This is a genomic window from Pseudomonas sp. NPDC090752, assembly GCF_055584805.1.
Genome location: NZ_JBVJLI010000004.1, coordinates 69,615 through 87,759, shown reverse-complemented (window position 1 = coordinate 87,759; position 18,145 = coordinate 69,615). Strand labels below are relative to the sequence as shown.

Annotated in this window: 16 protein-coding genes; 10 read left to right on the top strand and 6 right to left on the bottom strand. The window is 62.7% G+C overall.

Going from position 1 to position 18,145, the window contains the following annotated elements:
• The first annotated feature begins 28 nt into the window (after positions 1-28).
• From ppsA to ACZ6YA_RS07590, 8 genes are all read left to right on the top strand, one after another.
• Complete coding sequence (gene ppsA / locus ACZ6YA_RS07625; protein ID WP_465896522.1) at positions 29-2,404, top strand: phosphoenolpyruvate synthase; 2,376 nt, start codon at positions 29-31, stop codon at positions 2,402-2,404.
• Between the two features lie 102 nt (positions 2,405-2,506).
• Positions 2,507-3,499 carry an alpha/beta fold hydrolase gene (locus tag ACZ6YA_RS07620; protein ID WP_465896521.1) on the top strand — a complete coding sequence of 331 codons (993 nt, stop codon included), beginning with the start codon at positions 2,507-2,509 and terminating at the stop codon, positions 3,497-3,499.
• A 221-nt stretch (positions 3,500-3,720) separates the two neighbouring features.
• Positions 3,721-4,212: a ribonuclease E activity regulator RraA gene (gene rraA, locus ACZ6YA_RS07615; protein ID WP_465896520.1), complete on the top strand. Its 492-nt coding sequence runs from the start codon at positions 3,721-3,723 to the stop codon at positions 4,210-4,212.
• Between the two features lie 27 nt (positions 4,213-4,239).
• Complete coding sequence (locus ACZ6YA_RS07610; RefSeq protein ID WP_465896519.1) at positions 4,240-5,235, top strand: zinc transporter ZntB; 996 nt, start codon at positions 4,240-4,242, stop codon at positions 5,233-5,235.
• Positions 5,236-5,328: 93 nt separating this feature from the next.
• A complete protein-coding gene (locus tag ACZ6YA_RS07605; RefSeq protein WP_465896518.1) occupies positions 5,329-5,592 on the top strand; it encodes a CrfX protein in 264 nt (87 codons plus the stop codon).
• Positions 5,593-5,594: 2 nt separating this feature from the next.
• Positions 5,595-6,419, top strand: a complete 825-nt coding sequence (locus ACZ6YA_RS07600; RefSeq protein WP_465896517.1) for a mechanosensitive ion channel family protein — start codon at positions 5,595-5,597, stop codon at positions 6,417-6,419.
• Positions 6,420-6,532: 113 nt separating this feature from the next.
• A complete protein-coding gene (gene sigX, locus ACZ6YA_RS07595) occupies positions 6,533-7,099 on the top strand; it encodes an RNA polymerase sigma factor SigX (RefSeq protein ID WP_465896516.1) in 567 nt (188 codons plus the stop codon).
• A 110-nt stretch (positions 7,100-7,209) separates the two neighbouring features.
• Positions 7,210-8,247: an OmpA family protein gene (locus ACZ6YA_RS07590; protein WP_400799186.1), complete on the top strand. Its 1,038-nt coding sequence runs from the start codon at positions 7,210-7,212 to the stop codon at positions 8,245-8,247.
• Between the two features lie 69 nt (positions 8,248-8,316).
• Here ACZ6YA_RS07590 and cobA read toward each other — a convergent pair whose 3' ends face one another.
• The 5 genes from cobA to ACZ6YA_RS07565 form a co-directional block, all read right to left on the bottom strand.
• Complete coding sequence (gene cobA, locus ACZ6YA_RS07585) at positions 8,317-9,057, bottom strand: uroporphyrinogen-III C-methyltransferase (RefSeq protein WP_465896709.1); 741 nt, start codon at positions 9,055-9,057, stop codon at positions 8,317-8,319.
• A 27-nt stretch (positions 9,058-9,084) separates the two neighbouring features.
• Positions 9,085-10,752, bottom strand: coding sequence for a protein kinase domain-containing protein (locus ACZ6YA_RS07580; RefSeq protein ID WP_465896515.1), 1,668 nt, complete (start codon positions 10,750-10,752; stop codon positions 9,085-9,087).
• Positions 10,753-10,761: 9 nt separating this feature from the next.
• A complete protein-coding gene (locus tag ACZ6YA_RS07575) occupies positions 10,762-11,973 on the bottom strand; it encodes a nitrate/nitrite transporter (RefSeq protein WP_465896514.1) in 1,212 nt (403 codons plus the stop codon).
• Positions 11,974-12,134: 161 nt separating this feature from the next.
• Positions 12,135-12,710: an ANTAR domain-containing response regulator gene (locus tag ACZ6YA_RS07570; protein ID WP_465896513.1), complete on the bottom strand. Its 576-nt coding sequence runs from the start codon at positions 12,708-12,710 to the stop codon at positions 12,135-12,137.
• 11 nt (positions 12,711-12,721) lie between these two features.
• Positions 12,722-13,924 (bottom strand): CmpA/NrtA family ABC transporter substrate-binding protein, encoded by a 1,203-nt coding sequence (locus tag ACZ6YA_RS07565; protein ID WP_465896512.1) that lies wholly within the window; start codon positions 13,922-13,924, stop codon positions 12,722-12,724.
• Positions 13,925-14,052: 128 nt separating this feature from the next.
• Here ACZ6YA_RS07565 and ACZ6YA_RS07560 point away from each other — a divergent pair, with 128 nt between their 5' ends.
• On the top strand, positions 14,053-15,078 hold the full coding sequence (locus ACZ6YA_RS07560) for a quinone-dependent dihydroorotate dehydrogenase (RefSeq protein WP_465896511.1): 1,026 nt from the start codon (positions 14,053-14,055) through the stop codon (positions 15,076-15,078).
• Positions 15,079-15,162: 84 nt separating this feature from the next.
• Here ACZ6YA_RS07560 and rmf read toward each other — a convergent pair whose 3' ends face one another.
• Positions 15,163-15,378, bottom strand: a complete 216-nt coding sequence (rmf, locus tag ACZ6YA_RS07555; protein ID WP_003248687.1) for a ribosome modulation factor — start codon at positions 15,376-15,378, stop codon at positions 15,163-15,165.
• Positions 15,379-15,940: 562 nt separating this feature from the next.
• Between rmf and rlmKL the strand changes: the two genes are divergently transcribed.
• Entirely contained in the window at positions 15,941-18,133 is a 2,193-nt protein-coding gene (gene rlmKL, locus ACZ6YA_RS07550; RefSeq protein WP_465896510.1) for a bifunctional 23S rRNA (guanine(2069)-N(7))-methyltransferase RlmK/23S rRNA (guanine(2445)-N(2))-methyltransferase RlmL, read from the top strand.
• The last annotated feature ends 12 nt before the right edge of the window (positions 18,134-18,145 follow it).

Below are 18,145 nucleotides of genomic sequence, written 5' to 3'. Positions count from 1 at the left end.
TTCCAACACAGTTAGTGGAGAGATCACCTTGGTAGAGTACGTAGTTTCCCTCGATAAGCTCGGCGTCCATGATGTGGAGCATGTGGGGGGCAAGAACGCATCCCTGGGCGAGATGATCAGTAACCTCGCCGGTGCCGGCGTGTCGGTGCCGGGCGGCTTTGCCACTACGGCTCAGGCGTACCGTGATTTTCTCGAACAAAGCGGGCTGAACGACCGCATTCACTCAGCGCTCGATGCGCTGGACGTCGACGACATCAATGCCCTGACCAAGACCGGCGCGCAAATCCGCCAGTGGGTCATGGAAGCCGAGTTCCCGGCACGCCTTGATTCGGAAATCCGTACGGCGTTCGCCGAAATGGCCGCCGGCAACGACAACATGGCCGTCGCCGTGCGCTCCTCGGCCACCGCCGAAGACCTGCCGGACGCTTCCTTCGCCGGCCAGCAGGAAACCTTCCTCAACATCCGTGGCGTCGACAACGTGATCCGCGCGGCCAAGGAAGTGTTCGCCTCGCTGTTCAACGACCGCGCCATTGCCTACCGCGTGCACCAGGGCTTCGACCACAAGCTGGTGGCCCTGTCTGCCGGCGTGCAGCGCATGGTCCGCTCGGAAACCGGCACTGCCGGCGTGATGTTCACCCTCGACACCGAGTCGGGCTTCCGCGACGTGGTGTTCATCACCGGCGCCTACGGCCTGGGCGAAACCGTGGTGCAGGGTGCAGTCAACCCTGACGAATTCTACGTGCACAAGAACACCCTGCAGGCAGGCCGTCCGGCCATCCTGCGCCGCAACCTGGGCAGCAAGGCGATCAAGATGATCTACGGCGACGAGGCCAAGGCCGGTCGTTCGGTCAAGACCGTCGAAGTCGACCGTGCCGAGCGTGCGCGCTTCTGCCTGAGCGATGCCGAAGTCAACGAGCTGGCCAAGCAGGCCATGATCATCGAGCAGCACTACCAGCGCCCGATGGACATCGAATGGGCCAAGGACGGTGACGACGGCAAGCTGTACATCGTCCAGGCACGTCCTGAGACCGTGAAGAGCCGCGCCAGCGCCAACGTCATGGAACGCTACCTGCTCAAAGAGAAAGGCACCGTGCTGGTCGAAGGCCGCGCGATCGGCCAGCGTATCGGCGCCGGCAAGGTCCGCGTGATCAAGGATGTGTCCGAAATGGACAAGGTCCAGCCCGGCGACGTACTGGTCTCCGACATGACCGACCCGGACTGGGAGCCGGTGATGAAGCGCGCCAGCGCCATCGTCACCAACCGCGGCGGGCGTACCTGCCACGCGGCGATCATCGCCCGTGAACTGGGTATTCCGGCAGTGGTCGGTTGCGGCAACGCCACTCAGTTGCTCAAGGACGGCCAGGGCGTCACCGTGTCCTGCGCCGAAGGCGACACCGGCTTCATCTTCGAGGGGGAGCTGGGCTTCGACGTCAAGCAGAACTCGGTCGATGCCATGCCCGACCTGCCGTTCAAGATCATGATGAACGTCGGCAACCCGGACCGTGCCTTCGATTTTGCCCAACTGCCCAACGCCGGTGTCGGCCTGGCGCGCCTGGAATTCATCATCAACCGCATGATCGGCGTACACCCCAAGGCGCTGCTGAACTATGCCGGCCTGCCGTCAGAGCTCAAAGAGAGCGTCGACAAGCGCATCGCCGGCTACGACGACCCGGTCGGCTTCTATGTCGAGAAACTGGTCGAGGGCATCAGCACCCTGGCAGCGGCCTTCTACCCGAAAAAGGTCATCGTGCGCCTGTCGGACTTCAAGTCCAACGAGTACGCCAACCTGATCGGCGGCAAGCTGTACGAGCCGGAAGAAGAGAACCCGATGCTGGGCTTCCGCGGTGCTTCGCGCTACATCAGCGAGTCGTTCCGCGACTGCTTCGAGCTAGAGTGCCGTGCGCTCAAGCGTGTGCGTAACGAAATGGGCCTGACCAACGTCGAGATCATGGTGCCGTTCGTGCGCACCCTGGGTGAAGCCAGCCAGGTCATCGACCTGCTCGCCGAAAACGGCCTGGCCCGTGGCGATAACGGCCTGCGCGTGATCATGATGTGCGAGCTCCCGTCCAACGCCATCCTGGCCGAAGAGTTCCTGGAATACTTCGACGGCTTCTCCATCGGTTCCAACGACCTGACCCAGCTGACCCTGGGCCTGGACCGCGACTCGGGCATCATCGCCCACCTGTTCGACGAGCGTAACCCTGCAGTGAAGAAGCTGCTGGCCAATGCTATCCAGGCATGCAACAAGGCCGGCAAGTACATCGGTATCTGTGGCCAAGGCCCGTCGGACCACCCGGACCTCGCCAAGTGGCTGATGGAGCAGGGCATTGAAAGCGTATCGCTGAACCCGGACTCGGTGCTCGAGACCTGGTTCTTCCTGGCCGAGGGTCAGGGCGCCGCCTGATGCGGTAAAACGCGGGGGTGCGTCTGGCGCGCCCCCGCCTGGTTTTTTCCAGGGCGAGCTCCAGCAATGGACCCCGCCCTTTTTTGTGCATCAAGCTACCTTATGCAAAGCAGCAGCTCTTTATTCCCCGTGGCCCTGCTCAGTGCCGAGCGCCGCGGCGATCTCAGTGAAGATGTGTACCGGATCAAAGCCGGCAACAGCCCTGACCCCAGCGTCGAGCTGGCCGTGACCCGCTTGGGCCTGGCCGATCAGGGTGGTGCCCAAGGCGTGCCGGTGATCCTCCTGCACGGCAGTTTTTCCAACCGGCGCTTCTGGTACTCGGCCAAGGGCATCGGCCTGGGTGCCTATCTGGCGCGTGCGGGGTTCGATGTGTGGATCCCGGAGATGCGCGGCCATGGCCTGTCTCCCCGCAACCGGCAATGGCAGCACAATCGGGTGGCCGATTATGCCCGCGATGACCTGCCGCTGATCGCCGCATTCGTGCAGGAGCAGTCTGGCAAGGCACCGCACTGGATTGGCCATTCTCTGGGTGGTACTACCCTGGCGGCAGCGTTGGGAGGTGGTTTCTTGCCGGCCGAGCAGGTCGCCAGTGCCGCGTTTTTCGGTACTCAGATCAGTCGGGTGTACTGGCCCTTGAAAGTGCCTCCTGTGACCTGGGGCGCGAAGCTGCTGCTCAAGCGCTGGGGGCAGATTTCCGGGCCGCGGTTCAAGCGTGGGCCCGAAGACGAGCCGATCGGCCTGGCTCTGGAAAGCTTGCGCTGGCATGGTCTGTTCGGGCGTTTTGGCGACAAGGACAACGACTGGTGGGCCGGGCTTGCCGACGTGGATGTGCCCGTACTGGCAGTGGCTGGCGCGGGTGACTTCCAGGACCCGGTCTGGGCCTGTCGCAAGCTGTTCGATCAACTCGGCGGCGAGCGCAAGCAATTCCTCAGGTTGGGCCGTGAGGAAGGTTTCGAGGCGTTCGGGCATGTCGACATGCTGGTCAGCAAGGCGGCGCAGGTACAGGTGTGGCCGCTGGTCGAGCGTTGGCTGCGCCAGCCGTTGCTGCCAGTTCATACGTCGGCGGTAGGGCGCGAGCTCGTTTCGGTCGGCTGATTTTTTGTTGTCTATGACTGCCTCTTCGCGGGGCAAGCCCGCCGGCACAGGCTCACCACTCTCTTCCTGTTTAGTGGAGAACTTGTGGGAGCGGGCTTGCCCCGCGAAGAGGCCGGCACAGACAAAAGCTGGATGACCGCTCAGTCCCGGATGACTGCGACAGCCTTCGCGGTGTAGCCTTGGCCGACACCCGCTTTCGTTATGACTGACAGGAGCTTGCCATGCAGCATTACGTAACGCCCGACCTGTGCGACGCCTACCCGGACCTGGTTGAGGTGCTGGAGCCGATGTTCAGCAACTTCGGTGGCCGCGATTCGTTCGGCGGCCAGATCGTCACCCTCAAATGCTTCGAAGACAACTCGCTGGTCAAGGAGCAGGTCGAGCTCGACGGCAAGGGCAAGGTCCTTGTGGTCGACGGCGGTGGTTCGCTGCGCTGTGCATTGTTAGGCGACATGCTTGCCGAGAAAGCTGCCAGGAACGGTTGGGAAGGCCTGGTAATCTACGGCTGCGTCCGTGATGTGGACATCTTGATCCAGACGAGCGTAGGCGTGCAGGCGCTGGCCAGTCACCCGAAAAAGAGCAACAAGCGGGGCGTCGGCGAGCTCGACGTTCCGGTGACCTTCGCCGGCGTGACCTTCCGCTCGGGCGAGTACGTGTATGCCGACAACAATGGCGTGATCGTCTCGCCGAGCCCGCTGAAAATGCCGGAGTGATGCGCCGCACGCGCTGATGGAGCTTTGATGTTCGAGGAAGACAACGCGCAGTGGGGGTTGGTGCATGCCCTGGTGCTCGATGGTAGAGGCGGCGCGCGTTCGATCGCCCGGACCGAGCTGGACGACCTGGCCTTGCAGCCACAGGAAAGCCTGTGGCTGCACTGGGATCGCAGCCATCCGCAAACCCGTACCTGGCTACTGCAGGAAAGCGGCCTGAGCGAGTTCGCCTGCGACCTGCTGCTGGAAGAAAATACCCGGCCACGTCTGTTGCCGCTGGCCGATGAACAGCTGTTGCTGTTCTTGCGCGGGGTCAACCTCAACCCGGGCGCCGAACCTGAAGACATGGTTTCAGTGCGTATTTTCGCCCAGGCGCAGCGGGTGATTTCCCTGCGCTTGCGGCCACTGCGCGCCAGTGACGAGATGCTTTTGCTGCTGGACGAGGGCAGGGGGCCGAAGTCGGCGTCCGAGTTGTTGCTGCTGATGGGGGAATTGCTGACCGAAAAGGTCCAGGGACTGGTCAGTGACCTGTCGGAACTGGTCGATCTGGAAGAAGAGAAGGTAGAATCCGACGAGCGGTACACTCCTGAGCACGGCAGCCTTCAGCAGATTCGCCGCCGCGCCGCCGGCTTGCGGCGTTTTCTCGCGCCGCAGCGGGAAATCTATGCCCAGTTGTCGCGCAGCAAATGGAGCTGGTTTGCCGACGCCGATGCCGATTACTGGAACGAGTTGAACAACAGCCTGATCCGCTATCTGGAAGAGCTGGAACTGGCCCGCGAGCGGGCGGCGCTGGTGCTGGAGAGCGAGGACCGGCGGCGCAGCGAGCGGATGAACCGGACCATGTACCGCTTCGGCATAATCACCTGCATCTTCTTGCCCATGAGTTTCATCACCGGTTTGCTTGGCATCAACGTCGGCGGCATCCCGGGCGCGGACAATCCCTATGGCTTCCTGTTGGCCTGCAGTGTTGTGCTAGGGCTGGCGGTGGGGCAGTGGTGGCTGTTCCGTCGGCTGCGCTGGGTGTGAGGGTGTCGAGTCATTTTGAAACATGCGTGCCAGGGCGATGTGTGACCCATGGCCCGGCGCCCTCGTCTCTGACTGACATTGCGCGAGGTGCACATGCACGATCCGTTTGAAGAATCCCTACGTGACCTGCTCAAGGCGTCGCCGTCCGGTGAGGACAGAGACGACGCCGCGTGTCTGGGTCGTGTGCTGAAAACCGCCAACCGCCAGGTTGGTGCGGGTGATCTGTTCAGCCTGCTTGGCCGCTGGTGCCAGGCGCTGCTGATCGCCGTGAACAATGGCTCGGCGCATGTTGCGCCGGTTAGCCGCCATTCTGCCCGTAACGCTGCCCCTGGCAGCAAAGCTGATAAGGCCGATTGAATATGGAACTCGATCTCTGGACCCAGAGCCTGGTTACTGCGATGACCGCCCTATGGACCAAGGTAGCGAACTTCATCCCCAACCTGTTCGGCGCGCTGGTCGTGGTGCTGCTCGGGTTCGTGGTGGCCAAGCTGCTTGATACCCTGCTGTCCAAGGTGTTGGCCAAGTTTGGCCTGGATCGGTTGATGGCGGGCACCGGGCTTACCAAGATGCTCAGCCGGGTCGGTATCCAGGTGCCGATCTCGACCCTGATCGGCAAGATCGTCTACTGGTTCGTGCTGTTGATCTTCCTCGTATCTGCGGCTGAATCGCTCGGCCTCGAGCGGGTTTCGGCGACCCTCGACATGCTCGCCCTGTACCTGCCCAAGGTATTCGGTGCAGCGTTGGTGCTGCTGGCCGGCGTGCTCCTGGCGCAGGTGGCCAATGGTCTGGTGCGCGGTGCTGCCGAAGGTATCGGCCTGGAATACTCCGCTGGCCTTGGGCGTATCACCCAGATTCTGGTCATCATCATCAGCATCTCGGTGGCCATCAGCCAGCTTGAGGTCAAGACCGACCTGCTCAACCATGTGATCGTCATCGGGCTGATAACCGTTGGTCTGGCCGTTGCGCTCGCCATGGGCCTCGGCAGCCGCGAAATCGCCGGGCAAATTCTGGCCGGCATTTATGTACGTGAACTCTTCCAGGTCGGCCAGCAGGTGCGGATTGGAGAGGTCGAAGGGCAGATTGAGGAAATTGGCACGGTCAAGACGACGCTGTTGACCGATGATGGCGAATTGGTGTCGCTGTCTAATCGCGTGCTGCTCGAGCAACGCGTCAATAGCCGCTAACCGCACAAAAGCTGTTAATGTATGCCGCCGCAAAAATCGGCCCACGTGGCCGAGCGGCGACATTGACCTGACTGTCGGCCAGATCCGTTTTGAATAAAGTCTATTCGCCGCCCATGCGTTACGACCCCCGCGAGCTCACCGACGAGGAGTTGGTGGCGCGTTCGCATGAGGAGCTGTATCACGTTACCCGCGCCTATGAGGAACTCATGCGGCGCTACCAGCGAACCCTGTTCAACGTCTGTGCGCGTTATTTGGGGAACGACCGGGATGCTGACGATGTCTGTCAGGAGGTGATGCTGAAGGTGCTGTACGGTCTGAAGAACTTCGAGGGTAAATCCAAGTTCAAGACCTGGCTCTACAGCATTACCTATAACGAGTGCATCACCCAGTACCGCAAGGAGCGCAGGAAACGTCGGTTGATGGATGCCTTGAGTCTTGATCCTGTTGAAGAGGCGTCTGAAGACAAGGCACCGAAACCCGAAGAAAAGGGCGGGCTGGACAAGTGGCTGGTGTATGTGAACCCGATCGATCGGGAAATTCTGGTGTTGCGTTTTGTCGCAGAGCTGGAATTCCAGGAGATCGCGGATATCATGCACATGGGCTTGAGCGCGACGAAAATGCGCTACAAGCGTGCGCTAGACAAGCTTCGTGAGAAATTTACCGGTATGGATGAAACTTAGTCCTACGCAAATGTCTCTAACCAACCGGCGAGTTCTGCTAGACTTGCCGTCGAGTTGTCCCCCGGATTTTGGTGGGACTGCTTAACTATCACCAGATGGGGATTTAACGGATGAAATTGAAAAACACCTTGGGCTTGGCCATTGGCTCGCTCGTAGCCGCTACTTCGTTCGGCGTTCTGGCTCAAGGCCAAGGCGCAGTCGAAATCGAAGGTAACGTCACCAAGCAGTACTACGACAGCGAGCGTAACTTCAAGAACGACGGCACCAATCCTGGTGTTCGCCTGGGTTACTTCCTGACTGACGACGTCTCCCTGGACCTCGGCTACAACGAGACCCACAACGCGCGTGGCGAAGTCTTCAACAAAGACATCAAAGGCTCCAAAGCCAAGCTCGACGCTACCTACCACTTCGGTACCGTGGGCGATGCGCTGCGTCCGTACGTTTCCGCTGGTTTCGCTCACGAGAGCCTGGGCCAGGCTACCCGTAGCGGCCGTGACCACTCCACCTTCGCCAACGTTGGCGCTGGCGCCAAGTGGTACATCACCGACATGTTCTTCGCCCGTGCCGGCGTTGAAGCCATGTACAACATCGACAACGGCAACACCGAGTGGGGCCCATCCGTTGGTGTGGGTCTGAACTTCGGCGGCAGCGGTGGCAAAGTTGCTCCTGCTCCGGCTCCAGTTGCTGAAGTCTGCTCCGACAGCGACAACGACGGCGTTTGCGACAACGTCGACAAGTGCCCAGACACCCCAGCCAACGTTACCGTTGACGCTGATGGCTGCCCGGCTGTTGCCGAAGTCGTTCGCGTTGAGCTGGACGTCAAGTTCGACTTCGACAAGTCGGTCGTCAAGCCTAACAGCTACGGCGACATCAAGAACCTGGCTGACTTCATGAAGCAGTACCCACAAACCACCACCGTGGTTGAAGGTCACACTGACTCCGTGGGCCCAGACGCTTACAACCAGAAGCTGTCCGAGCGTCGTGCCAATGCTGTGAAGCAGGTACTGACCCAGCAGTACGGTGTTGAGTCGACTCGCGTTGACTCGGTTGGCTACGGCGAAACCCGCCCAGTTGCTGACAACGCCACCGAAGAAGGCCGTGCTGTCAACCGTCGCGTTGAAGCTCAGGTAGAAGCCCAGTCCAAGTAATTGGTCTGAAGCTTCAATGAAAAACCCGGCCTTGGCCGGGTTTTTCTTTGCCTGGCGTTTGGTGCAGCGTTAGCCGGCAGCCGCTCCGAACTCGCGTATCACACGCTGTCCAACAACCTCTCCAATCACCAGAATCGCCGGGCTGCGCAAGCCGAACCCCCGTGCATCTTCCAGCATCCCGTTGACATCACTGCGGCATTCACGCTGTTCTGGCAGGGATGCATTCTCGATCATCGCCACCGGCATCCCCGCTGGCATGCCACCGTCCAGCAAGCCCTGGCGAATCTGCTCAAGTCGAGCCACGCCCATGTACACCACCAGGGTCGTGCCGCCCTGGGCCAATGCCGCCCAGTTCAGCTCGCTGTCATCCTGGGTATGAGCGGTTACCAGCGTCACACCACGACTCACCCCGCGTGAGGTCAGCGCAATGCCGCACTGGGTCGCTCCGGCCAGTCCGGCGGTGATGCCGTTGACCACGTCCACCTCGATGCCGTGGCCTTGCAGCCACAGCGCCTCTTCGCCGCCACGGCCGAAGATGCACGGGTCGCCACCTTTGAGCCGCACCACACAGCGGCCTTGCCGCGCGTGGCGCAGCATCAGGCGCTGGATAAAAGCCTGGGGCGTGGAGCGGCAGCCGCCGCGTTTGCCCACTGCAATCACCCGGGCCTGCGGGCAGTGCTCCAGCACGGCCGGGTTGACCAGGTCGTCGATCATTACCACATCCGCCTGTTGCAACACTCGCACGGCCTTGAGGGTGAGCAGTTCAGGATCTCCAGGGCCGGCACCGACCAGCCAGACTTTTGCATGCATCATGGATTTCCTCATTGGCAAGTGTGCTTAGCCCTTGAGCAGGCTAAGCAGCAGTATCAGGTTGAGCAGCAGCGATAGCAGGGCCAGGGTGCGCCAGACCTTCAGCGGCTCGCGTTCGAGCAGCGGGCGAGGCGGGTTGCTGTGCGCCTGACGGTCGCCGCGTTCGAGCAGCAGCAGCCAGTGTTCAGCGGTTTCGAAGCGTTGAGCAGGGTCTGCCGCCACGGCTTGCTGCAGGTTGTGCTGCAGCCATTCGGGCAGGTCGGGGCGATAGCGCGATGCATTGACCGGTTGGCCGAAGCGCGGTCGCTGGAAGGCCTCGACTTCGCCATAGGGGTAGTGCCCGGTCAGCAGGTAGTAGAGCGTGACACCCGCAGCGTAGAGGTCCTGGCGCGGGCTCGGCGGCTGGCCCTCGAAGGCTTCCGGGGCAATGTACGATGGCGTGCCGGGCAGTTCGTGTCGTAAGTCTTCGGACAGCCCCGGGCAGTACGCCAAGCCGAAGTCCAGCAGGCGCAACTGGCCATCTTCGCCCAGGTGCAGGTTTTCGGGTTTGATATCTCGGTGCAGCAGGTTACGTCGATGCAACACACCGACCGCTTGCAGCAACTGGCGCGCCACCTCCAGCCACTGGGCGAGCGGCAATGGGCCCTGTTCGGCAAGTTGCGCGTCGAGGGTGCGGCCGCTGTGCTCACGCATCACGTAGAACAGGTGTTGGCGCTGGCTGGCGGCATGCAGCTCGGGGAAGTGGCGCCCGGCAACCCGGCGCAGGAACCATTCTTCGAGCAACAACGCTTGCGCCGCCCCCGGTTCCTGTTCGCGCTCCGCAGGCAAGGTTTTCAACAGCCACGGCTGGCCTTGGCTGTCGCGCACCCGGTACAGCAATGATTGCCGGCTGAGCGAGATGCGCGATTCGACCTGCCAACCATCGATTGCCTGGCCTGCACGCAACGCACCAGGCAATGGCCACTGTTGCAGTTGCACCAAGGTGTCGCCAAGGTTGGCTGTACCCAATTGTTCGACCCGCACCAGCAGAGCGCTGGCGTTGTCCTGGCTGCCGTTATGGTGGGCGCTGGCGACCAGGGTGTCGGCGGCCAGCTGCAGATCAGATTGCTCGCGCAGCACCGCCTGGATGTGCTGATCGCCCAGGCTGGCCCAAACCCCGTCGCTGAGCAGCAGGTAGCATTCGTCAGGCTGCAGCTCGCCGTCCAGGTAGTCGACCAGCAGGTGCTGGTCCAGGCCCAGTGCGCGTTTGAGCACATGTTGCATGCCGGGCTGATCCCAGACGTGATCTTGGCTCAGGCATTGCAGTCGACCGGCGTGCCAGCGATAGGCGCGGCAGTCGCCGACGTGCGCCAGGGTGAAGCGGCGCCCGCGCAGTACCAAGGCGCTGAGCGTGGTCAACAGCGGTTGGCTACCCTGGGCGCGCAGCCAGCGGTTCTGTGCCAGCAGCAGGCGGTCAAGCGCCTGGGCCACGCCCCAGGTGGCGGGGGTGGCGTAGTAGTCCATGGCCAGCGCCTGCAGGCTGGCGCGTGCTGCCAGGCCGCCGTCGGCGCACTGGCTGACGCCGTCGGCCAGGGCAAACAGGTAGCCCTTGCTGGCGGCAAGCTCCGGCGCCGGGGTGACCAGGCGCAGGGCGTCCTGGTTTTCGGCGCGTGGCCCTGTAGCGCTGGCCTGGGCAAAGCTCAGTTGCAGGCTCATCAATAAGCCTCAGACCCGCGCCGCGGTAACCGCCGCCGAGCCCCAGGTGGTGCGCCAGCGTTGCTTGACACCGTGCAGGCCGAACCAGGCCAGCAGGCCGAGGCTGGCGAACAACCACAGTCCCAGCTGATAGTCGCCGGTATGCTGCTTGATGGTGCCAAGCCCCGCGGCCAACAGGAAGCCGCCAATGCCGCCGGCCATGCCGATCAGGCCGGTCATCACGCCGATCTCCTGGCGGAAGCGTTGTGGCACCAGTTGGAACACCGCGCCGTTGCCGGCACCAAGGCCGAGCATGGCGCTGACGAACAAGGCCAGGGCCGCAGCGGCGCTGGGCAGGTTGAAGCCAACGGCGGCAATGCAGATGGCGGCCACGCTGTACATGCCCAGCAAGGTGCGGATTCCACCGAAACGGTCGGCCAGGGCGCCGCCCAACGGGCGCATCAGGCTGCCGGCGAAGACGCAGGCGGCGGTGTAGTAGCCGGCAGTGATCGGGCTTAGGCCATACTGGTCGCTGAAGTAGCCGGGCAGGGCGCTGGCCAGGCCGATGAAGCCGCCAAAGGTGACGCTGTAGAAGAACATGAACCACCAACTGTCGCGGTCGCCCAGGGCCTTGAGATAATCGGCCATGGCCTTGGGCTTGGGCCGTTGTGGTGCATTGCGCGCGAGCAGGGCGAACAGCACCAGGGTCAGTACCAGTGGGATCACGGCGAAGCCGAACACGTTGTTCCAGCCGAAACCTGCGGCCAGTACCGGGGCCAGCAAGGCGGCGAAAACAGTGCCGGAATTGCCCGCGCCGGCAATACCCATGGCTTTGCCCTGGTGCTGCGGTGGGTACCATTGCGAGGCGAGCGGCAGCGACACGGCGAACGAGGCGCCAGCTACGCCGAGGAAAACGCCGAGCAGCAGGGCCTGTTCATAGGTGTGCACGCCCATGTACCAGGCGCTCGCCAGGGCTAGGATGACAATCACCTGGCCAATCAACCCGGCGGTCTTCGGTGAGAGGCGGTCGACCAGCAGGCCCATGACGAAGCGCAGCACCGCGCCCGCCAGAATCGGCGTGGCGACCATCAGGCCGCGCTGCTGTGTGGTCAGTTGCAGGTCGGCGGCGATCTGCACCGCCATTGGGCCAAGCAGGTACCAGACCATGAAACTCAGGTCGAAATACAGGAACGCGGCGAACAGCGTGGGCACATGCCCGGATTTCCAGAAGCTGGTACTCATCGAACACCTCACTCGGCAATGCAACGGAAACAAAAAGACGTCGCTACCCGGTCCACTGGCGTGGAGGGGAGAGCGACGTCTTTGTCGGGGTTTGTGGGCAACCGCCGTTGGCTACCGGTGTGGTTCATCCAGCAAAAGGTGGGCCAACATCGCCGGCGGCGCTAACCCAGCATTTCGTGCATGGCGATGATCTGTTCGGCCACCTGGATCAGCTTCTGCTGGCGGCTCATGGCCTGCCGGCGCATCAGGGTATAGGCCTGCTCTTCGTTGCAATCCTTCATTTTCATGAGCAAGCCCTTGGCTTGCTCGATGCGTTTGCGCTCTGCCAACTGCAGATCGCGCGCCAGCAACTGGGCTTTGAGGGCCTGGTCGCTCTCGAAGCGGGCCATGGCCACATCGAGGATCGGCTGCAGCCGGGCGGCGTGGATGCCTTCGACGATGTATGCGCTGACACCTGCCTGGATCGCCTGGCGCATCACGCTGGGATCATGTTCGTCGGTGAACAGCACGATCGGCCTCGGCTGGTCGCGGCTGACCATCACCACTTGTTCCATGACATCGCGGTCGGGTGAATCGGTATCGATCAACACCACATCCGGTCGCACCGTTTCGACGCAGGCGGGCAGGTCGATGGTCAGGTCTGGCGCTTCGATCACCTCGAAGCCGGCTTCGCGCAACGCTGCCTTGAGGCGGCCAAGCTTGTTCTGGGTGTCGTCGATGAGCAGGATGCGCAGCATGGTGGTCCCCCTCACAAACCGGTACGGGCAGTGGGCATATCGCCCAAGGCATGCAGGCGGAAGCTGCGGGCATAGCGGTGCGGGTCACTGCCGTCCCAGCGGATGCCGTCGATCAGCAAGCTACTGCGCATGACCGAGGCGGGGCAGGATACGCCGAGGGCGTCGGCGGCCTCGTGATACAGCTCCAGCTGCTGCACCCGACGCGCCACGCCGAAGTAGTCGGGGTCGTCGCGCAGCAAGCCCCAGCGGCGAAACTGGGTCATGAACCACATGCCGTCGGACAGGTAGGGCAGGTTGGCCCGGCCCTGGTCGAACAGGCGCAGGGCGTGTGAATCCTGCCACTGGTTGCCGAGGCCGTCCTGATAGTTGCCGAGCAGGCGCGGCTCGACGGTTTCGAGGGGTGTATCCAGGTAGGCGGCGCCGCTGAGCAGTTGCGCGGTGCTGCGGCGGTTTTCCTGGCTTTGCTCGATGAAGCGGCTGGCGGCGAGGATCGACTTGATCAGTGCGCGTGCACTGTTGGGGTACAGTTCGGCGAAGGTGCGTGCGCAGGCCAGGACCTTTTCCGGGTGGTCGGGCCAGATCGACTGACTGGTAGCCAAGGTGAAGCCCTGGCCCTGGGCGACGGCGGCGGCGGCCCAGGGCTCACCGACACAGAAGCCATCGATGCGGCCAGCCTGAACGTGCGCCGCCATCTGCGCGGGGGGCACCACCACGCTGTTGACGTCGTGCAGTGGGTGGATGCCCTGACTGGCCAGCCAGTAATACAGCCACATGGCGTGGGTGCCGGTGGGGAAGGTCTGGGCGAAGGTCAGTCGCGCACCGCTCTGGTGCACCAGGCGTGCGAGTGCTTCAGGGCTGGTCACGCCCTTGCGCTGCAGGGCAGGCGACAGGTTGATGGCCTGGGCATTCTGGTTCAGTCCCATGAGCACGGCCATGTCGCTGGCCGGCACGCCGCCAATGCCCAGGTGCACGGCGTAGACCAGACCGTACAGGCAGTGCGCAGCATCCAGTTCGCCGCTGGCCAGCTTGTCACGCAGACTGGCCCATGAGCCCTGGCGCTTGAGGTTGAGGGTCAGGCCGTGCTGTTGAGCGAAGCCTTGGGTGGCGGCAACCACCACCGAGGCGCAATCGGTCAGGGCCATGAAGCCGATATCGAGGCTGGGCTTTTCCGGCGCGTCGCTGCCGTTTACCCAGGCCAGAGCAGATGTATTCACGTAGATCCTCGCCTGTACGGATTAGGCCGTCGTGAGGCGATGTAGCAACGCATGTGCCAAGGCGCTGTCATGCTGGGCGCGCGCTGGCTATAATCGCAGCCTCACTTACCCCTGAGCCTTGCCCGCCCATGTATACCCTGGCCCGCCAGCTGCTGTTCAAGCTTTCTCCGGAAACTTCCCATGACCTGTCCCTGGACCTGATCGGTGCCGGTGGCCGCCTTGGGCTCAACGGCGTGCTGTGCAAGCAGCCGGCGGCGCTGCCGGTGAGTGTGATGGGATTGAACTTCGCCAACCCGGTGGGCCTGGCTGCCGGCCTGGACAAGAATGGTGCGGCCATCGACGGCTTTGCCCAGCTGGGTTTCGGCTTTGTCGAAATCGGTACCGTGACCCCGCGCCCTCAGCCGGGCAACCCGAAGCCGCGGTTGTTCCGTCTGCCAGAGGCGACGGCGATCATCAACCGCATGGGGTTCAACAACCTGGGCGTCGATCATCTGCTGGAGCGTGTGCGGGCTTCGCGCCATGAGGGCGTGCTGGGTATCAATATCGGCAAGAACTTCGACACCCCGGTCGAGCGCGCGGTCGACGACTACCTGATCTGCCTGAACAAGGTTTACACCGAGGCCAGCTACATCACCGTCAACATCAGCTCGCCCAATACCCCGGGTTTGCGCAGCCTGCAATTCGGCGACTCGCTCAAGCAACTGCTCGATGCCCTGGCCGAGCGTCGCGAACAGCTGGCCGGCGAACATGGCAAGCGCGTGCCGTTGGCAATCAAGATCGCACCGGACATGAGCGACGAAGAAACCGCGCTGGTGGCAGCAGCGCTGATGGAATCGGGCATGGATGCGGTCATTGCCACCAACACCACCATGGGCCGTGAAGGCGTCGAAAATCTCCCACATGGGGGTGAGGCGGGTGGCCTGTCGGGTGCGCCTGTGCTGCAGAAAAGCACCCATATCGTCAAGGTGCTGTCGGGCGAGCTGGGTGGCAAACTACCGATCATCGCGGCGGGTGGTATTACCGAAGGCCGGCATGCCGCCGAGAAGATCGCCGCGGGGGCGAGCCTGGTGCAAATCTACTCAGGCTTCATCTACAAAGGGCCGGCGCTGATCCGTGAAGCGGTGGATGCCATCGCGGCAATGCCGCGGGCATAAAAAAGGGCCCCATCAAGGGGCCCCTGGGCCTTCGCCCGCCGCCCGGATGGGGCGTGCATGGTAAATCGAATTCAGTGTCCTCGATCAGCCAACGGCGTGATTTTCGTTGAGTCTATGGATACCAGCGGTGCCAGTCATTCCGTCCCAGTTATCTCCGCGACCTTCGCGCCAGCCGTTGATCCAGGCTTGGCGAACAGAAGGAAGATTGAAAGGGCAAAGTTCGCGGGATTTGCCGGTGACCCCGTATTGGTAGCCACGTGAATATGCTCTTTCCAACGGATCACGCTTAAGTCTTCTCATAGGGTGTTGCCCTCACTTGTTGACTGTAATGTCCCGTCGGCCTCTCCGAGGCCGGGCAGAGTCGTTCTGCCGGTGTGCGCCCGCTGCCGGCGTGGCGGGCTGAAAGTGCCGCCTCGTTGCGAAGCGGCCTGAGACCAGTTCTAACGAATGCGAGTCACGGTGTGAATGATCGATTTGTCATAAGCAGGTAACCTTTCCGTGGGTGAGGGGATAAGTAAATAAATGCGACTCAACCTTGTTTAGCGTTTAGCCCCCTGTGGTCGGGGTTTGCTGAAGATTGACGTCATTTCGCCAGCGTTGCGGCGGGGTGACAGAAATAATTGGTAATGCGACGAAGGGTCACATCGATCCCATAGTCGGCAGAAATTATTCGTACTGCCTGATGATCTAAGCTGTCTCTGCCACTGGCGAGAGCAGATCGATCAGGCGGCCTGGTCCGTCCGCTGCACACTGTGCGTGTGGGCGAGGCCACTCGGACGCTTGCTGGAAGGGCGTTCGGGCAAACATCGGCGGGGCGATGCGTCGCCTCGTCACTCAAATAGCCCAAGGCTCTGGAATACTCATGTCGGACCGTTTCGAACTCTATCTCACCTGCCCCAAAGGCCTGGAAGGCCTGCTTGCCGAAGAGGCCAAGGGCCTTGGCCTTGACGAAGTGCGTGAGCACACCTCGGCCATTCGCGGCGAAGCCGACATGGAAACCGCCTACCGCCTGTGCCTCTGGTCGCGCCTGGCCAACCGCGTGCTGCTGGTGCTCAAACGCTTCAACATGAAGAATGCCGACGACCTTTACGACGGTGTGAACGCCGTCGACTGGGCCGATCACCTGGCGGCCGACGGCACCCTGGCCGTGGAGTTCAGTGGCCATGGCTCGGGCATCGACAACACCCACTTCGGTGCACTCAAGGTCAAGGACGCCATCGTCGACAAGCTGCGCAACCGCGAGGGCCTGCGCCCGTCGGTGGAGAAGATCGACCCGGACGTGCGCGTGCACCTGCGCCTGGACCGTGGCGAGGCGATCCTCTCGCTCGATCTTTCCGGCCACAGCCTGCACCAGCGCGGCTACCGCCTGCAGCAAGGTGCCGCGCCGCTCAAGGAAAACCTGGCAGCCGCGGTGCTGATTCGCGCCGGTTGGCCACGCATCGCCGCCGAGGGCGGCGCTCTGGCCGACCCGATGTGCGGTGTGGGTACGTTCCTGGTCGAAGCGGCGATGATCGCCGCCGACATGGCGCCGAACCTCAAGCGCGAGCGCTGGGGGTTCAGCGCCTGGCTGGGCCATGTGCCGGCCACCTGGCGCAAAGTCCATGATGAGGCCCAGGCTCGGGCCCAGGCTGGCCTGGCCAAGCCACCGCTGTGGATTCGTGGCTACGAGGCCGACCCGCGGTTGATCCAGCCGGGGCGCAACAACGTCGAGCGGGCAGGTCTGGGCGACTGGATCAAGATCTACCAGGGCGAGGTCGCCAGTTTCGAGCCGCGTCCAGACCAGAACCAGAAAGGCCTGGTCATCAGCAACCCGCCGTATGGCGAGCGCCTGGGTGACGAAGCCAGCTTGCTATACCTCTACCAGAACCTTGGCGAACGCTTGCGCCAGGCGTGCATGGGCTGGGAGGCGGCCGTGTTCACCGGCGCGCCAGAGCTTGGCAAGAAAATGGGCATACGCAGCCATAAACAGTACGCGTTCTGGAACGGCGCGCTGCCGTGCAAGTTGCTGCTGTTCAAGGTGCAGCCTGACCAGTTCGTGACCGGCGAGCGACGCGATGCCCAGGCTGAGAGCAACGACACGCGTCGGCAGGCTCCGGTAACCAACGAACCGGCCCGCCTGTCCGAAGGCGCGCAGATGTTCGCCAACCGCCTGCAGAAAAACCTCAAGCAACTGGGCAAGTGGGCGCGCAAGGAGCAGGTTAGCTGCTACCGCCTCTACGATGCCGACATGCCCGAGTATGCTCTGGCGGTCGATCTCTATGAGGATTGGGTGCACGTGCAGGAATATGCCGCGCCGCGCTCGATCGACCCGGAAAAGGCCCAGGCTCGCCTGCTCGACGCCTTGTCGGCGATTCCCCAGGCGCTGGGCATAGACCCGCAGCGCGTGGTGCTCAAGCGCCGCGAGCGGCAGAGCGGCACCCGACAGTATGAACGCCAGGCTACCGAAGGGCGCTTCCAGGAGGTCAATGAAGGCGGCGTCAAACTGCTGGTCAACCTTACCGACTACCTGGACACCGGCCTGTTCCTCGACCACCGCCCAATGCGCATGCGCATTCAGCGGGAGGCGGCCGGCAAGCGCTTCCTCAACCTGTTCTGCTATACCGCCACAGCGAGTGTGCACGCCGCCAAGGGCGGTGCACGCAGCACGACCAGCGTCGATCTGTCCAAGACTTACCTGGACTGGGCGCGCCGTAACCTGTCGCTGAACGGCTTCTCCGAGCGCAACCGCCTGGAGCAAGGCGATGTCATGGCCTGGTTGGAAGCCAACCGCGACAGCTATGACCTGATCTTCATCGACCCACCGACCTTTTCCAACTCCAAGCGCATGGAAGGGGTGTTTGACGTGCAGCGTGACCATGTGCAGTTGCTCGACCTGGCCATGGCGCGGCTGGCGCCGGGTGGCGTGCTGTACTTCTCCAACAACTTCCGCAAGTTCCAGCTCGATGAGCATCTGGCGGCGCGGTATGCGGTGGAGGAAATCAGCGCGCAGACCCTCGACCCGGATTTCGCTCGAAACAATCGCATCCATCGCGCCTGGCGTCTGCAATTGCGCTAAATGAGACGAGTA

What these genes read in the sequence shown, in the direction of transcription:
- rlmKL (WP_465896510.1), top strand. Translation starts at nt 15,941, where the DNA reads ATGTCGGACCGTTTCGAACTCTATCTCACCTGCCCCAAAGGCCTGGAA.
- cobA (WP_465896709.1), bottom strand. Translation starts at nt 9,057, where the DNA reads ATGCATGCAAAAGTCTGGCTGGTCGGTGCCGGCCCTGGAGATCCTGAA.
- ACZ6YA_RS07605 (WP_465896518.1), top strand. Translation starts at nt 5,329, where the DNA reads ATGCACGATCCGTTTGAAGAATCCCTACGTGACCTGCTCAAGGCGTCG.
- ACZ6YA_RS07610 (WP_465896519.1), top strand. Translation starts at nt 4,240, where the DNA reads ATGTTCGAGGAAGACAACGCGCAGTGGGGGTTGGTGCATGCCCTGGTG.
- ACZ6YA_RS07590 (WP_400799186.1), top strand. Translation starts at nt 7,210, where the DNA reads ATGAAATTGAAAAACACCTTGGGCTTGGCCATTGGCTCGCTCGTAGCC.
- ACZ6YA_RS07560 (WP_465896511.1), top strand. Translation starts at nt 14,053, where the DNA reads ATGTATACCCTGGCCCGCCAGCTGCTGTTCAAGCTTTCTCCGGAAACT.
- rraA (WP_465896520.1), top strand. Translation starts at nt 3,721, where the DNA reads ATGCAGCATTACGTAACGCCCGACCTGTGCGACGCCTACCCGGACCTG.
- ACZ6YA_RS07575 (WP_465896514.1), bottom strand. Translation starts at nt 11,973, where the DNA reads ATGAGTACCAGCTTCTGGAAATCCGGGCATGTGCCCACGCTGTTCGCC.
- rmf (WP_003248687.1), bottom strand. Translation starts at nt 15,378, where the DNA reads ATGAGAAGACTTAAGCGTGATCCGTTGGAAAGAGCATATTCACGTGGC.
- ACZ6YA_RS07600 (WP_465896517.1), top strand. Translation starts at nt 5,595, where the DNA reads ATGGAACTCGATCTCTGGACCCAGAGCCTGGTTACTGCGATGACCGCC.
- ACZ6YA_RS07570 (WP_465896513.1), bottom strand. Translation starts at nt 12,710, where the DNA reads ATGCTGCGCATCCTGCTCATCGACGACACCCAGAACAAGCTTGGCCGC.
- sigX (WP_465896516.1), top strand. Translation starts at nt 6,533, where the DNA reads ATGCGTTACGACCCCCGCGAGCTCACCGACGAGGAGTTGGTGGCGCGT.
- ACZ6YA_RS07620 (WP_465896521.1), top strand. Translation starts at nt 2,507, where the DNA reads ATGCAAAGCAGCAGCTCTTTATTCCCCGTGGCCCTGCTCAGTGCCGAG.
- ACZ6YA_RS07580 (WP_465896515.1), bottom strand. Translation starts at nt 10,752, where the DNA reads ATGAGCCTGCAACTGAGCTTTGCCCAGGCCAGCGCTACAGGGCCACGC.